Origin of the sequence: Micromonospora sp. NPDC050187 (genome assembly GCF_044459745.1) — a bacterium.
Lineage (GTDB): Bacteria > Actinomycetota > Actinomycetes > Mycobacteriales > Micromonosporaceae > Micromonospora.
This window is the reverse complement of sequence record NZ_JBITJH010000004.1, coordinates 278,964-293,708: the sequence shown is the minus strand read 5'-3', so window position 1 is coordinate 293,708 and position 14,745 is coordinate 278,964. Positions and strand designations below refer to the sequence as shown.

Here is a 14,745-nt window from a genome sequence, read left to right as displayed (position 1 = left end):
GTTAGGTTAGGCTTACCTTACACGAGAGGTGACGATGAACCAGTCCCGTCCCAAGATCAAGCGGTCCCGGCGTCTCGGCATTCCCCTGACCCCCAAGTGCGTCCGGTACTTCGAGCGCCGGCCGTTCCCGCCCGGCGTCCACGGCCGGGCCCGGAGCAAGGATTCCGACTACAAGGTCCGGCTCCTGGAGAAGCAGCGGCTCAAGGCGCAGTACGACGTCGCCGAGGGCCAGCTGCGCCGGGCGTTCGAACGCGCCCTGCGCCAGCCGGGCAAGACCGGTGAGGAGTTGGTGGTCGACCTGGAGACCCGGCTCGACGCGCTCGTCCTGCGCGCCGGCTTCGCCCGCACCATCTACCAGGCCCGCCAGGCCGTCACCCATCGACACGTGACCGTGAACGGCCGCCGGGTGGACCGGCCGTCGGCACGCCTGCGCCCCGGCGACCGGTTCGCCGTCGAGGAGAGAAGCCGCGCCAAGACCCCGTTCGTCGTCGCCGCCTCGGGCGCGCACGCCCCGCAGCGGCCGGCTCCGTACCTCGACGTCGACCTGTCCGGCCTGACCGCGCGGCTGACCCGCCTGCCCGCCCGCGCCGAGGTGCCGGTGATCTGCGACGAACAACTCGTGGTCGAGCACTACTCCCGCTGACCGCACGGCTGTCCCGGCCGGCCCGCACCGCTCGGTGCGGGCCGCCAGCCGGTCGGCACCGTCACCTCGGGGGCGTACCCCGGAGGCCCGACGGCGGTGACGGCGGCGTATCCCTCCGCCAGCCAGGCGAGGTCGGAGCCGGGAACCGGGTCGGCACGGTTCTCCTCGATGGTCGTCCGGACGTGGTCCCGGCCGCTCTCGACGATCGTCATCTGGACCTGCCCGAACGGGGCGAGGGTGGCCTGCCGCAGCCCGGCGACCCCCGCCACCGGCACGTCCGGCACGTTCAGGTTGAGCACCGTGCCCGGATCGGCTCCGACCAGCCAGGGCAGCAGCCACCCGGTCAGCTCCGCGGCCGTGGCCCAGTTGCGGGCCTCGTCGTCGACCGTGTCCAGCACGGCGATCGCGGCACCGCCGCTGCCGGCGCTCGCCACGGCCGGGTAGAGCACGTCGAGGGAGACCGCCATGGCCCGGGCACCGTGGTTGGCGGCGGTGAGCGCCGCGCCGACCGTGCCGGAGTGCAGGAGCGCGTGGCCGGCGTTGGCACCCCGGTTGATCCCGGACAGCACCACGTCCGGCGGCGGACCGAACGCACCCAGCCCGGCCAGTACGGCGATGTAGGCCGGCGAGGCGGCGACGGCGTACGCCGGGACACCGGCCAGACCGGCCAGACCGGTCCCGGTGAGCACCACCCGTCCGTCGTCGGTCACCGCCGACAGGGCGGCACCCATCCCGCTCGCCTCCTCGCTCGGGGCCGCCACGACCACGTCCAGGCCTCGTTCGTACGCCGCCCGGGCGAGCCAGCGCAGCCCCGGCGCACGGATGCCGTCGTCGTTGGTCACCAGGACCCGCGTCCGGCGGTCGTCCACGGCCGCCCTCCCCTACCTGTCGTCCAGCGGCACGAGCCGCACCCGGCCGACGAGTTCGTGGACCGCCTCGGCCCGGCCGGTGCCGAGCCCGTGCCGGGTGACGTTGAGCGCCCCGGCGGCGGCACCGGTCCGCACCGCCTCCTCGAGGTTCCCGCCCCGGGCGAGCACCGCCGCGATGCCGGCGGTCATCGAGTCACCGGCGCCCCGGTGGTCGGCCAGTTGCAGCCGGGGGACGTGCACCTCCACCGCGCCGTGGCCGTCGAGCAGCCCCAGGCTGGGCTCGCCGGCCCGGCTGATCAGCACCGACGCCGCGCCCTGCTCCTGGAGGCGACGCCCGGCGGCCAGCAGCGACTCCACGCCGTCGTCCTCGGCCAGACCGTCGTCCAGCAGCTCCTCGTGGCTGACCTTCAGCAGCGCCACGCCGCCCTCGACGACAGCGGTGAGGTACGCCCCGGACAGGTCGGCGACCACCACCGCGTCGTTCGCGGTGAGGTCGGCGGCGAGCCGCCGGTAGATGTCCGGGTCGACCACCGACGGGTCGGCCGGACCGCTGAGCACGCTGACCGGGGCGCGCAGCCCCTCGGTGAGGGTGACGGTGTACAACTCGTCGATGTCGTGGCGGACCATCGGCGCACCGGCGAACTCGGCGATCTCGGCCCGCGAGCCGTCGCGCCGGTCGTGGACGTACCAGCCGCTGCCGGACTGCCGGAACACCGACCGGACCGTCACGTCCTCGTCGGTGAGCAGCTTGTGCAGCGCGTCGCCGACCTCGCCGCCGAGCGCCACGCAGAGGGTGACCGGAACGCCCAGGGAGGCGATCATCCGCGCCTGCCACACGCCCTGCCCGCCGGGGTGCAGGTGCAGCTCGACCGCGTCGGCCTGCTGTTCGATGGTCACGGTCAACAACGGCGCCGGCGCGAACACCATCACACGCTCATCCATGGGGCCCCTGTACCCCGACCCTGGCGCGCTGACGCGTGTCGCGGCCCGGCCCGCCCCGGCGTGTCGCACCGGGACGTCCGGCCCGCCGGACCGACGAGGGCGGCCGGGCTCACGCCACGACCGTCCGGCCCTTCTCCGGGACCGCCACCGCCGGAGCGTCGTCGGGGACGGTGTCCGGCCGGATCCGGCCGTGGAACCGCCGCTGGTGCCGCAGCCCGGCGACGACCCCGGCGGCGACCAGCACCACGGAGGCCACCGCGACCGCCGGGTAGCCCACCCGGTCAGCTCCGGCCAGGCCGATCGAGGCGGCGAGGAACGAGCAGATCAACCCGAACGACGACAGCACGGTGAAGTCGGTGCCACCGGTGCCCGGCCGGGAGTAGTCCATGTTCACCGTGTAGAGCACCACGTTGAGAACGGTGTACGCGGCCATGAAGCAGCCCAGCGCGGCGACCGTGCCGGCGAGCGGCGCGTGGCCGTTGAGCAGCGGCAGCAGCAGGACGGTGGAGACGGCCAGGGCCACGCCCCCGACGACGAGCACACCGCTGCGGCCGAACCGGCCGATCCCGGCTCCGGCCAGCAGGCCAGCCAGGATCGCCGGCACGCTGATCACCACACCGGTCACCAGGCCGACCCGCTCCAGGCTCCAGCCCGCGTCGACCAGCGCCGGCGTGACCAGCGCGTACGCCGCACCGGCGCCCACGTAGACCAGCGGCACCACGACGAAGGTCCACCACCGGCAGCCGGGTTGGCCGAACGTCGACAGCAGCGCCCGGTACGCCTGGCCGGTGCGGGCCACCCGGTCGGTGCGGGGCGGCTCGCGGAACCGCCACACCACCACCAGGCCGACGGCGGTCAGCACGGCCAGCAGCAGGATCGCCGGGACCCAGCCGAATCGGTCGTAGACGATCACGCAGGCCCCGCCGCCGAGCAGGTTGCCGAGGTAGCTCGCGGCGACCTGGATCCCGTTGCCGGTGCCCCGGGTGCGTGCGGAGAGCAGCCGGACGGCGACGGCGTCGGCCGCGACGTCCTGGGTGGCGGAGAGCAGCACGTACGCCGCGCAGATCGCGACGACCGGGCCGAGCTGCTGGGCGGGACGGGTGAACGGCAGCAGGGCCAGCAGCGACAGCACCAGACCGCCCTGGAGCACCAGCAGCCAGGACCGGTAGTGGCCGTGGCGGCGGGAGCCGTACCGGTCCAGGATTGGGGCCCAGAGGAACTTGACCGGCCAGATCAGACCGACGATGTTCAACAGCGCCAGGGTCTCCAGCGAGGTGCCGCCGTCGCGGAGGATCGCGGTCAGGCCGATGGTGATGAAACCGATGCCCAGGTACTGGGTGACGTAGAGCGCCGTGAGCGTGCCCAGCCGGCCCGACGCGGATCGGTCCCGTACGTGTTCCACTCGTCCTCCCGGTCAAATTAGTTAGGCGAGGGTAACCTAACTCGACCGACCTGGGTATCCACGCCGGGCCCGGTGTCGGGTAGGCATGGACCGCATGACGTCGACGATGCTGGTGACCGGGCCGAGGCTGGCGGTCGCGCTGGTGGTGCTGACCGCAGTCGCGGCGGTGGTGGTGACGCTCGGCCGGCTCGGACACGGTCGGCAGATCGTGGTGGCCGCCGTCCGCGCCACGCTCCAACTGACGGCCGTGTCCCTGCTCATCGTCGTCATCGTCGGGTCGGCCGCCGCCACGGCCGGTTTCGTCCTGCTCATGTGGACGGTGGCGGCGGCGACCTCCGGCCGGCGGATCACCGGCGGACGCACCTGGTGGGCCGCCGTGCCCATCGGGGCCGGGAGCCTGCCGGTCGTGGCGGCGTTGCTGGCCACCGGCCTGCTCCCGCCACGCGGCATCGCGGTCGTCCCGGTGGCCGGCATCCTGATCGGCGGGGCGATGACCGCCACCTCCCTGGCCGGCCGTCGGGCCCTCGACGAACTCACCACCCGCCGGGGCGAGGTGGAGGCCGGGCTCGCGCTGGGCCTGCCTCCCCGGGACGCGGTGCTGCTGGTGTGCCGCCCGGCGGCCGGGCAGGCGCTGGTCCCGGCACTGGACCAGACCCGCACGGTGGGGCTGGTGACCCTGCCGGGGGCGTTCGTCGGTGTCCTGCTCGGCGGTGCCGACCCGCTCACCGCCGGTGTCACGCAACTGTTCGTCCTGGTCGGCCTGCTGGCGGTGGAGGCGGTCGCCGTGGTCGCCACCGTCGAACTGGTCGCCCACGGCCGCCTCCGGCCGGCGTGACCACGGCCCGGCTCGGGGTCAACACGGTTCACCGACCCTGCACGACACCGCCCCGGAGCCACGGCCCCGGGGCGGTGTCGTGTCGGTGCGTCAGCTCCGGTTGATGGTGAAGGTGGAGGTGGTGTTCCGGATGTCCTGGTGGTTGTCGCTCAGCCGCAGGTTGACGAAGGTGGCCGAGCCGACCGCCGGGCCCTGCCCCGGCTCGGGCATCTCGTTGACCCAGATACCGAAACCGGACTTGGCGTCGAAGGCGTCGCCGCTCTTGCGGGCCCCGGAGATCGACACGTTGGTGAAGACCGTGTCGGTGACCGGGTACTCCGGCTGATCCGGGGCGCGGTACTTGGTCTGGAACATGATCCCGGAGTACGTCGGGTCGACGATGTCGACGTCCGAGACCCGGATGCCCCGGAACTCCTTCGAGGCGGAGAAGACCCAGATCGCCGGGAAGGTCTGCGAGCCCCAGAAGTGGCCGCCGGCCCGGATCAACGAGATGTTCTCGAACCGGGTCGGCGGGCTGGCCCCGAACCCGATGAACGGGTACCCGAAGTCCAGGGAGCTGATGGTGATCCCGGAGTACGTCAGCATGTCCGCGATGTAGAGGTTGCGGAACACGTTGTCGTAGCCGCCGTACACGGCGATCCCAGCGGCCCGCCAGGTCAGCGTCGCGGAGAGGTTCTCGAACACGTTGCCGTGGTTGCCGGTGCTGGCCCCCTGGTCGGTGGCGGAGAACAGCGCGAACGCGTCGTCACCGTTGGACCGGCCCTCGGAGTTGGCGACCCGGTTGTCGGTGCTGCCGTTGGTCATGTTGACCGCGTCGGCGAAGGTGTTCCGGAAGCGGCTGTTGGTGATGCTGAGGCCGCTGACGCTCACCCCCCAGTACGCGCAGACGGTGTGCTCGACCCAGACGTTGTCCAGGGTGAGGTTGTCGACGTCCCTCAGCTCACCCCACACCTTGCCCGGCCCGTCCTGCCGGACGGTGTAGTTGCCGAAGAACGCCAGGTGGGCAAAGGTGGAGCCGCTCGCCGACGACTCGACCCGGAAGCCCGCGTCGGTGTTCTGCTGGTTGGTCGGCGTCTGGAAGCGGGTGTACCACATCCCCGCGCCGACCACCTGCACGGCCTTGCCGTACACCTGGAACTTCTGGGCCGTGGTGTAGGTGCCGGCGGGCAGGTAGACCCCGACCAGGGTGCCGGTGGTGTCCATCCGCACCGCGTCCAGGGCGTTCTGCACGTCGGCGTGGCCGAACCCGGTGGGCACCCGGTAGCGGGCCGGGTCCGGGTTGGCCCGGGGCGCCACCAGCTCGGTGTTGACGAAGTCGATGGCGTACGTGGTGGTGTTCGCCGGGTCCTTCTGGAGCCGGATCGTGCTGCCCGCCGGGATGGTGCCGTTGAGCATCACGTTCGCCTCGTCGTAGAGGTGCCGGGGCGGGCCGGCGCTCGGCGAGTCGCTCGGGCTGGCCTCGGCGCCGTAGAGCCAGATGTGCTTCGAGGTGAGGTTGATCGGCTTGTGCAGCACCCCGTTGACGTAGACGTTCAGGGTCGCGTCGATCCCGCCGCCGTTCGGGGCGTCCGGGATGGAGAAGCGGGTGACCAGGGTGTTGGTGGCCGCCCGGGTGGTCCACTCGACGTACGCGCCGGTGCCGTTCAGGGTCACCGCCCGCCGGCCGGACGCCTCGCCGGCCAGGTCGCCGATGGTCCGGTTCGGCCCGACCACCTGCGCGCCGCCGCCGGTCCGGCCGTCCTCGGCCTCGTACATGTCGTACGGCAGGTTCGCGCCCCGGCCGACGAAGAGCGGACGCTCGCTGGTGTTGTTCTCCCGCTTGACCGGCAGCTCGTTGGCGTCGGCGGCGAGTGCCACCCGCACCGTGTACCGGCCGTTGGCCGCCGTCCAGCTGCCCAGGTTCACCGCCGGGCTGGTCGCGCCGGCCGCGATGGTGCCGCTGTACGAGCCGGTCAGGGTGCGGACCACTCCCTGGGTGTCGTTGAGCACGGTGAGGGTGATGCCGTGCGCCCCGCCGGCCGAGGCGATGCTGCCCTGGTTGCGGACGGACACCGAGAAGGTCACGTTCTGGCCGGCGGTGGGGGTGCCCGGCGACCAGGTGACCGCGCCGGCCACCAGGTCGGAACTGGCGACCGGGGAGACGGTCAGCGCGGTCGTCCGACTGTTGTTGGACTCGTTCTGCTCGATGACCGCGTTCGCGTCGTCGGCGACGGCGGTGACCTCGTAGCTGCCCGCGTTGCGGACCCCGATGTTCGCGGTGACCGTGGTCTGCGCCCCGGCGGCCAACGCGCCGACCGCGGCGGTGCCGACCGTCGTGTCGCCCAGCTTGAAGGCGACCCGGGACGCTCCGGCGGCGGCCGGACCGGCGTTGCGCACGGTCGCCGACAGGGTGACCGGGTCGGTCTCCACCGGCGCGGACGGGCTGACCGTCAACGCGGTGACGGTGAGGTCCGGGTTCGGCGCCGGGGTGCCGATCACCTGGAACTCAGCGACCTGCCCGTTGGACGAGCCGGAGTTGGCGGTGAACTGCAACCGCACGTCGGCGGCGGTGGCGGTGACCGGGATGGTCACCGTGTTGCTGCTGCTCGGGTTGAACGAATACGTGGCCGAGCCGACCAGGTTGCCGAACGACGACGCGGACTGGTCCCGGCCGAGCACCTGGAAGGTCTGGGTGCGCGCGCCCCAGGCCGGGTCCGGGTTGAGCTTGACCACGACCGCGCTGATGCTGGCGTTCGCGCCGAGCGCGACGGTCAGCGTGCTCGGGTACGCCCCCGGCGCGCCCTCCCAGTAGGTGGCGACGTCGTTGTCGTTGGCGTTCGTGGCCTGGAAGACGTGCACGGTCGAGGAGGCGGTGATCGGCTTACCGACGGCCAGGTTGCTGCCGCCGGGCGTGCTGCCGGTCCGGGTGACCGTGTTGCTGTTCGCGGAAACGTTGCCGGCCGCGTCCCGGGCCCGGACGAAGTAGGAGACCGTGGCGCTGTCCGGCTGGCTGTCGGTGTACGTCAGGGTGGACCCGCCGACGCTGGCCCGCAGGGCGTTGTTGGCGTAGACGTCGTAGCCGGCGACCCCGACGTTGTCGGTGGACGCCGTCCAGGTCAGCCGGATCTGCCCGGCGGCGGGCCGGGTGTACGCGAGGTTCCCCGGGGCGGTCGGCGCGGTGGTGTCACCGGTGCTGCCGGTCCGGGTGACCGTGTTGCTGTTGGCGGACGCGTTGCCGGCCGCGTCCCGGGCCCGGACGTGGTAGGCGACGGTCGCGCTCGCCGGCTGGGTGTCGGTGTACGTCAGGGTGGACCCGCTGACACTGGTGCGCAGCACCCCGTTGGCGTAGACGTCGTAGCCGGTCACGCCGACGTTGTCGGTGGACGCGGTCCAGGTCAGCCGGACCTGGTCCGGGGCCGGCTGGGTGAAGGCGAGGTTGCCGGGGGCGCTGGGCGGCTGGGTGTCCCCGGTGGCGGGGCCGTAGACCTCCAGCTCGGAGAGCTGCCCGGCCGACCAGGCGGTGTTGGCGGTGAACATCAGCCGCAGGTGGCGGGTGCTGGCGGTGGGGAAGGTGAGGGTGACCGTGTTGCCGGTGGCCGGGTTGAAGGCATGGTTGGCGGCGGCCAGGATGTCGGTGAAGCTCGACCCGGTGGTGCTGCCCTGCACGGCCACCGTCTGGGTACGCGCGCCCCAGCCGGTGGGCAGCTTGAGCACCAGCCGGTTCACCCCGACCGTGGCGCCGAGGTCGACCCGGAGCCACTGCGGGAAGACGTTGTTCGCGCTCTCCCAGTAACTGGCCGGGTTGCCGTCGTTGGCGTTGCCCGCGCCGTAGACGTCGGCGTGGCTGCTGGCGCTCATCGTCCGGCCGGCGGCCAGGTTGGTCGACGAGGCCGTCGCCCCGTGCACGGCCAGCTCGCCGAGCTGGGCGGCCGGCCACCCGGTGTTGGCGGTGACCGCCACGCGGACGTACCGGACGGGGGTGGCCGGGAAGCTGACGGTGACGGTGTTGCCGCCCGCCGGGCTGAAGACGCGTCCGGCCGCGCCGGCCAGGGTGGCGAAGCCGCTGCCGTCGGTGCTGCCCTGCACGGACAGGGTCTGGGTGCGCGTCTCCCAGCTGACCGGCAGCCGCAGCACCACCTGGTCGACCGACTGCACGCTGCCCAGGTCGACCTGGGCCCACTGGGGCAGCGCGCCGCTGCTCTCCCAGTAGGTGTTCGGGTCGCCGTCGGTGAGGTTCGCGGCGGCGTACGGGGCGTTGGTGCTGCTGGCCGTGGCGGTGCGGCCGAGGGCGAGGTTGGGCCCGCCGGCCGCGGCGGCCGGGGTCGGGGCCGGCCCGGTGAGGACCAGCCCGATCGCGGCGAGCGCCGCGACGACTCTGGTACGCAGTCTGGACATGGTGAGGCGACACCTTCTTCCAGGGGGTGGAGAGGTGGACGGGGGTGGGGGGTGCGCGACCGGCCCCCGCTTCCGATGGGCGGGGGCCGACCGGGTCAGGAGCGGTGGACCTCGAACTCGCCGATCTGGCCGGCCGGCCAGCCGGTGTTGCCGGTGACGGTCAGCCGCAGGTACCGCTGGCCGGTGGCGGGGAAGGTGATGGTCACGGTGTTGCCGGTGGCCGGGTCGAAGGTGTACCCCGCCGACGCCTTCAGCGTCGTGTAGGTCGACCCGCTGGTGGAGCCCAGCACGGCGAGCGTCTGGGTGCGGGTCTGCCAGGACGCCGACGGGGGCAGCCGCAGCACCACCCGGGACACCTGCTGCGTCGTGCCCAGGTCGACGGTGAGCGACTGCGGGAAGGCGTTGTTCGTGCTCTCCCAGTAGGTGTTCGCGTTGCCGTCCACCGCGTTCGCGGCCACGTACACGTCGGCGTGGCTGGTGGCGGTGGCCGGACGGCCGGCGGCCAGGTTCCCCGACGGCGGCGCGGTGGTGGGTGGCGGGGTGGTCGGCGGGGCCGTGGTGGGCGGCGGCGTGGTCGTGCCGTCGCCGTACACCTCGAACTCGGCGAGCTGGGCGGCGGGCCAGCCGGTGTTGCCGGTGACGCTGACCCGGACGAACCGGCGGTCCCCGGCGGGCAGCGGGATCGACACGGTGTTGCCGCCGGCCGGGTCGAAGACGCGGCTGCCCGACGCGGCCAGCGTAGTGTACGCCGACCCGTCGGTGGAGCCGAGCACGGCGAGGGTCTGGGTGCGGCGTTCCCAGCCGGCGGGCAGGCGGAGCACCACCCGGTCCACCCGGCGGGCGGTCCCGAGGTCGACGGTGACCGTCTGCGGGAAGGCGTTGTTGACGCTCTCCCAGTAGGTACCGGCGTTGCCGTCCACCGCGTTGCCGGCCGTGTAGGTCTGGTTGTGGCTGGAGGCGGTGGCCGGTCGGCCGAGGGCCAGGTTGCCACCGGTGGGCGGTGGGGTGGTCGAGGTCGGCGTCGGGGTGGTCGGCGTCGGGCCGGGCGGGCTGGTCGGGGCGTTGCTCCACTGCGGCTCCGGCCACGGCCCGCAGTACGGGGTGGACGTGTACCAACCGGAGTTGCCGGCCCCCTGGGTGATCTGGAAACCGCTGCCGACGCAGTTGTGCATCGGGTTGGCCTGGGCGATCCGGGTGGCCCGCACGTTGGTGAACGAGACCCGGCTGGCGGCCTGCACCTGGAGGGCGTACGTCCCCGCCCCGTCGATGCGGACGTTGGTGAGGTTGATCCCGTTGGTCTCCCCCTCGATCCAGTGCAGCGCCGCGTACGAGCTGTCCAGGATGTCGGTGTCGGTGATGTTGACGGTCGGGTTCTGGAACGGCTCGTTGAGCGCCGAGAACCAGATCGCGCCGACCCCGAAGCGCCAGTTGTAGTCGGAGTTGCCGTTACGGATCAGGGTGTTCCGGGCGATCGTCCAGGTGCCCAGGACGGCGGTGGGCCCCTGCACCCCGGGGTACCGGTTGGCGACGTGGATGCCACCGCCGTTGGTGACCGAGTCCGCGGTCACGTTGTCGGTGATCTTGATGTCGCGGCCACCGTAGCTGACCAGGTGGTTGGCGAGGATGGTCACGCCGATGGTGTTGAAGGTGAAGGAGTTGTTGACGTTCGGCACGTTCTGCGCCCACATGGCGAGGGCGTCGTCGCCGGTGTTGCGGACGAACGTGTTGGTCACGGTGGAGTTGGTGACACCGGTGTGGAAGTTCACGCCGTCGGCGGTCTGGTCCAGGATGCGGCTGTTACGGATGGTGAAGTTGTCCATCGGGCCGTCCATCCACGCCCCGACCTTGGTGTGCTGCATCCAGACGTTGTCCACCACCGAGTTGCTCATCGCCCCGCCGATGGCGTTGACCTGGTGCTCGTCGACCCGCTCACGGATGTCGCCGATGATGGCGAAGTCGCGCAGGGTCACGTTGCGGCTCGGCCCGTTCGCCTCGTGCGGCCGGATCTCGCCGGAGTACCCGCCGCCCGGGACGTACTTGCCGTAGATGCCGGCGGCCCGCTTGCGGTCGGTGGGGTGCCGGCCGCCGAGCACCGAGTACCACGGCCCCGCGCCGCGCAGGGTGACCCCGTCGACCACCACGTGGTCCCAGAGCGTGAAGGTGCCAGTGGGGATCCAGACCGCCTTGCCCTGCGCCTTCCCGGCGTCGACGGCGGCCTGGAACTTCGCGGTGGAGTCGGTCGCGCCAGTCGGGTCGGCGCCGAAGTCGGTCACCACGTCCAGCACGCCGGCCGGCTTGGCGATCGCCGCCCCGACCCGCTCGAAGTCGGCCAGGTCGATGGTGAAGGTCGGCGACTGGGCGGTCGAGGAGACCTGGAGGCGGATCTTCGTGCCGGCCGGGTAGGTGGCGCCGAGGAAGGTGCGGGCCTCGTCGTAGAAGTGGTGCGGGTTGGTGTCGCCCGGGTTGTTGTTGAACGGGTATCCGCCGTAGTACCAGCCGTACCGGGAGGTGACCGGCACGCTCTTGACCAGGGCACCGTTGGCCCGCAGGTCGATGCTGGCGTCCCGGCCGGTGCCGGCGGCGTTGTCCGGCAGGCTGTACCGGAAGGTCACCGCGTCGGCCGGCTGGGTGAGCGTGAACTCGACGTACTCGCCGACCGCGTCGAGGGTGACCGCCTCCCGGCCGGACGCCTCCGAGGGCAGCGTGCCGTACCGCCGGTCCGGACCGATCCGGGTGCCGGTGTGGACGGCCTCCTCCGCCTCGTGCTCGACGAACGGGACGGTCGCGCCCCGGCCGGGGATGTCGAACGGCGACAGCCCGGCGGCCCGGGCCGGGGTCGCGGTGGAGGTCACCGCGACGACGGTGATCGAGGCCGCGGCGAGGGCGGTGGCGGCGAGGGCCGCCAGGCCGGCATGGAGACGGTGACGTGGTGGGCGGTGGTGCGGGGTGGTGTGGTCGGCCATGAGCGGTGCTCTCCCTTTCGTCAGGTGGCCAGGTCCCCCGTGCGGTGCGGCGGTGCTCCCCCGTTCCGGTCCCGTGCGACGCCCCGGGCGGGGCGGGTGGATCGTGGTGCCGGCGGCAGGGACGGACGCCGCCGGCAGCCGGGCGGTCAGGTCGGGTCGGATTCCTCCGGCGCGTGCGCGGCGCGCAGCCAGACGGCGGTGTCCGGGGGCAGCAAACCGTCGTCGAGCGGCCCGCTGGCCAGCACCAGTTCCCCGTCGGCGGGGAGCGGGACCGGCGCGTCGGAGAGGTTGACCAGGCAGCGGAAGCCCCCGCCCCGGCTGAAGGCGAGCACCCCGTCCGGGGCGGGCAGCCAGCTCAACCCGCCGTCGCCGAGCGCCGGTTCGGCCCGCCGGGCCCGGATCGCCGCCCGGTACAGCTCCAGCATCGAGTTCGGGTCGCCGGTCTGCGCCTGGACCGTCCGGTCCTTCCAGTCGGCCGGTTGCGGCAGCCAGGGCGCCGCCGCGCCGTCGGGGCTGAACCCGAACGGCGGCTCGTCACCGGACCACGGCAGCGGCACCCGGCAACCGTCCCGACCGGGGTCGACCCGGCCGGAGCGTTCCCACATCGGGTCCTGGCGCTGCGCGTACGGGATGTCCTCGACCTCGTAGAGGCCCAGTTCCTCGCCCTGGTAGACGTAGGCGGCGCCGGGCAGCGACAGCGAGAGCAGCGCGGCGGCCCGGGCCCGGCGGGTGCCCAGTTCCAGGTCGGTCGGGGTCCCCTCGCGCTTGGTGGCGAAGCTGAACGTGGTGTCCGCCCGACCGTACCGGGTGACGTGCCGGGTGACGTCGTGGTTGGAGAGCACCCAGGTGGCCGGCGCGCCGACCAGCGCGTGCGCGCTCAGCGTGCCGTCGATGCTCTCCCGCAGCGCCGAGGCGTCCCAGGCGCAGCCGAGGAAGTCGAAGTTGAACGCCGCGTGCAGCTCGTCCGGGCGCAGGTAGTTGGCGAACCGCTGCCGGTCCGGCATCCACACCTCACCGATCAGGGCCCGGTCGCCGGGGTACGAGTCGGCTACCCGCCGCCAGGCACGGTAGATCTCGTGCACCCCGTCGAGGTCGCGGAACGGGTGCGGCCGGTCCGGCCGGGTCTCCGGCAGCGTCCCGTCCTTGACCAGCAGCCCGGCCGAGTCGATCCGGATGCCGTCCACGCCCCGGTCGAACCAGAACCGCAGGACGTCCTCGAACTCCGTTCGCACCCGGGGGTGGTCCCAGTTGAAGTCCGGCTGCTCGGCGGTGAACAGGTGCAGGTACCAGTCGCCGGGGGTGCCGTCCGGGTTGGTGGTCCGGGTCCAGGTCTCGCCGCCGAACTCGCCGACCCAGTCGGTGGGCCGCTGGTCGCCGTTCGGGCCCCGGCCGGGGCGGAACCAGAACAGGTCCCGCTCGGGCGCGCCCGGGCCACCGGCGAGGGCCGCCTGGAACCAGGGGTGCGCGTCGGAGCAGTGGTTCGGCACCACGTCGACGATGCTCCGGATGCCGAGCGCGTGGGCCTCCGCGATCAGTGCCTCCACCTCGGCCAGGGTGCCGAACACCGGATCGATGTCGCGGTAGTCGGCCACGTCGTAGCCGGCGTCGGCCATCGGCGAGGGGTACCAGGGGCTGAACCAGATCGCGTCGACGCCGAGCGCGGCGAGGTGGTCCAGCCGGGAGCGGATACCGGCGACGTCGCCGATGCCGTCACCGTCACCGTCGGCGAAGCTCCGTGGGTACACCTGGTAGATCACCGCTCCACGCCACCACGGACTACCGTCTGCTGTGGTCACGAGCACCCTGCTTTCTGCGTCGGAGTGGGGTCAGCCCTTGAGGCTGCCCGTGGTCAGACCGGACATGATGTTTCGCTGGAAGATCAGGAAGACCACGACGGTCGGGATCGCGGCGATCACCGAGGCGGCGATCACCACGTTCATGGGCGTGCCGCCCGAGAAGGCGTAGATGCCGACACTGACCGTCCGGGTCTCCGGCGACGGCATGACCAGCTTCGGCCACAGGAAGTCCTTCCAGACCGCCGTCACGGCGAAGATCGAAACCACCCCGAGGATGGGGCGCGACATCGGCAGGATGATCGACCACAGCGTGCGCAGCGGCGACGCGCCGTCCACCAGGGCCGCCGCCATCAGCTCCTCCGGGATGGAGTCGAAGAACCGCTTCAGCAGGAAGATGTTGAACGCGTTCGCGACCGCCGGCAGCCAGATGGCGAACGGCGAGTCGAGCAGGTTGACGTGCAGGATCGGCAGGTCGATCACGGTCACGTACTGCGGAACGATGAGAACCATCGCCGGGATCATCAGCGTGGCCAGCATCAGGCCGAGGATCAGGTTGCCGAGGACCGGACGGAGCTTCGACAGCGCGTACGCCGCAGCGGTGTCCAGGACGACCTGGAAGACCAGCGCGCCGCTCGCGTAGTAGAACGTGTTGAACAACAGCTTGGCGAGGTCCAGGTTGTGCCACGCATCGGCGTAGTTCTGGAGCTGGGGATCCTTCGGGAACAGCGAGGGCGGGGTCTGCGCGATCTCCTGGCCGGACTTGAGCGCGCCGGTGACCATCCAGTAGAGCGGCCCGAGGAAGACGAGCGTGAATCCCACGACGACGACGGTGAGCAGCGTCCAGTAGACGATCCGGCCGCGCCCCCGCGTGAGCTGGGCATGGGAGATGAGGGTCCGGGTTCCGGTGTCGTGTGCCATCGT

The 14,745-nt window shown here is 72.4% G+C and carries 9 protein-coding genes; 2 read left to right on the top strand and 7 right to left on the bottom strand.

The annotated features are described in order from the left end of the window. Positions 1–34: 34 nt before the first annotated feature. On the top strand, positions 35–643 hold the full coding sequence (gene rpsD / locus ACIBJE_RS09165) for a 30S ribosomal protein S4 (RefSeq protein ID WP_396745621.1): 609 nt from the start codon (positions 35–37) through the stop codon (positions 641–643). On the opposite strand, the gene surE is transcribed toward rpsD, so the two are convergent. From surE to ACIBJE_RS09150, 3 genes are all read right to left on the bottom strand, one after another. Beyond that, positions 631–1,512: a 5'/3'-nucleotidase SurE gene (gene surE / locus ACIBJE_RS09160; RefSeq protein WP_396745323.1), complete on the bottom strand. Its 882-nt coding sequence runs from the start codon at positions 1,510–1,512 to the stop codon at positions 631–633. The two genes, rpsD and surE, sit on opposite strands and share 13 nt — an antisense overlap. A gap of 12 nt (positions 1,513–1,524) precedes the next feature. Continuing rightward, positions 1,525–2,454 (bottom strand): 1-phosphofructokinase family hexose kinase, encoded by a 930-nt coding sequence (locus tag ACIBJE_RS09155; RefSeq protein ID WP_396745320.1) that lies wholly within the window; start codon positions 2,452–2,454, stop codon positions 1,525–1,527. A gap of 109 nt (positions 2,455–2,563) precedes the next feature. Continuing rightward, a complete protein-coding gene (locus ACIBJE_RS09150) occupies positions 2,564–3,856 on the bottom strand; it encodes an MFS transporter (RefSeq protein WP_396745317.1) in 1,293 nt (430 codons plus the stop codon). Between the two features lie 85 nt (positions 3,857–3,941). Between ACIBJE_RS09150 and ACIBJE_RS09145 the strand changes: the two genes are divergently transcribed. Continuing rightward, complete coding sequence (locus ACIBJE_RS09145; RefSeq protein WP_396745314.1) at positions 3,942–4,691, top strand: ABC transporter permease; 750 nt, start codon at positions 3,942–3,944, stop codon at positions 4,689–4,691. Between the two features lie 90 nt (positions 4,692–4,781). Here the strand turns inward: ACIBJE_RS09145 and ACIBJE_RS09140 are convergent, their stop codons facing one another. The 4 genes from ACIBJE_RS09140 to ACIBJE_RS09125 form a co-directional block, all read right to left on the bottom strand. After that, positions 4,782–9,065 carry a discoidin domain-containing protein gene (locus ACIBJE_RS09140; RefSeq protein WP_396745311.1) on the bottom strand — a complete coding sequence of 1,428 codons (4,284 nt, stop codon included), beginning with the start codon at positions 9,063–9,065 and terminating at the stop codon, positions 4,782–4,784. Between the two features lie 95 nt (positions 9,066–9,160). Beyond that, the gene (locus tag ACIBJE_RS09135) at positions 9,161–12,028 is read right to left on the bottom strand and encodes a discoidin domain-containing protein (protein WP_396745308.1); all 2,868 of its coding nucleotides are present in this window, start codon (positions 12,026–12,028) and stop codon (positions 9,161–9,163) included. A gap of 146 nt (positions 12,029–12,174) precedes the next feature. Then, positions 12,175–13,824: a glycoside hydrolase family 13 protein gene (locus ACIBJE_RS09130; RefSeq protein WP_396745305.1), complete on the bottom strand. Its 1,650-nt coding sequence runs from the start codon at positions 13,822–13,824 to the stop codon at positions 12,175–12,177. A 30-nt stretch (positions 13,825–13,854) separates the two neighbouring features. Beyond that, the gene (locus ACIBJE_RS09125; protein ID WP_396745302.1) at positions 13,855–14,742 is read right to left on the bottom strand and encodes a carbohydrate ABC transporter permease; all 888 of its coding nucleotides are present in this window, start codon (positions 14,740–14,742) and stop codon (positions 13,855–13,857) included. Between the last annotated feature and the right edge of the window lie 3 nt (positions 14,743–14,745).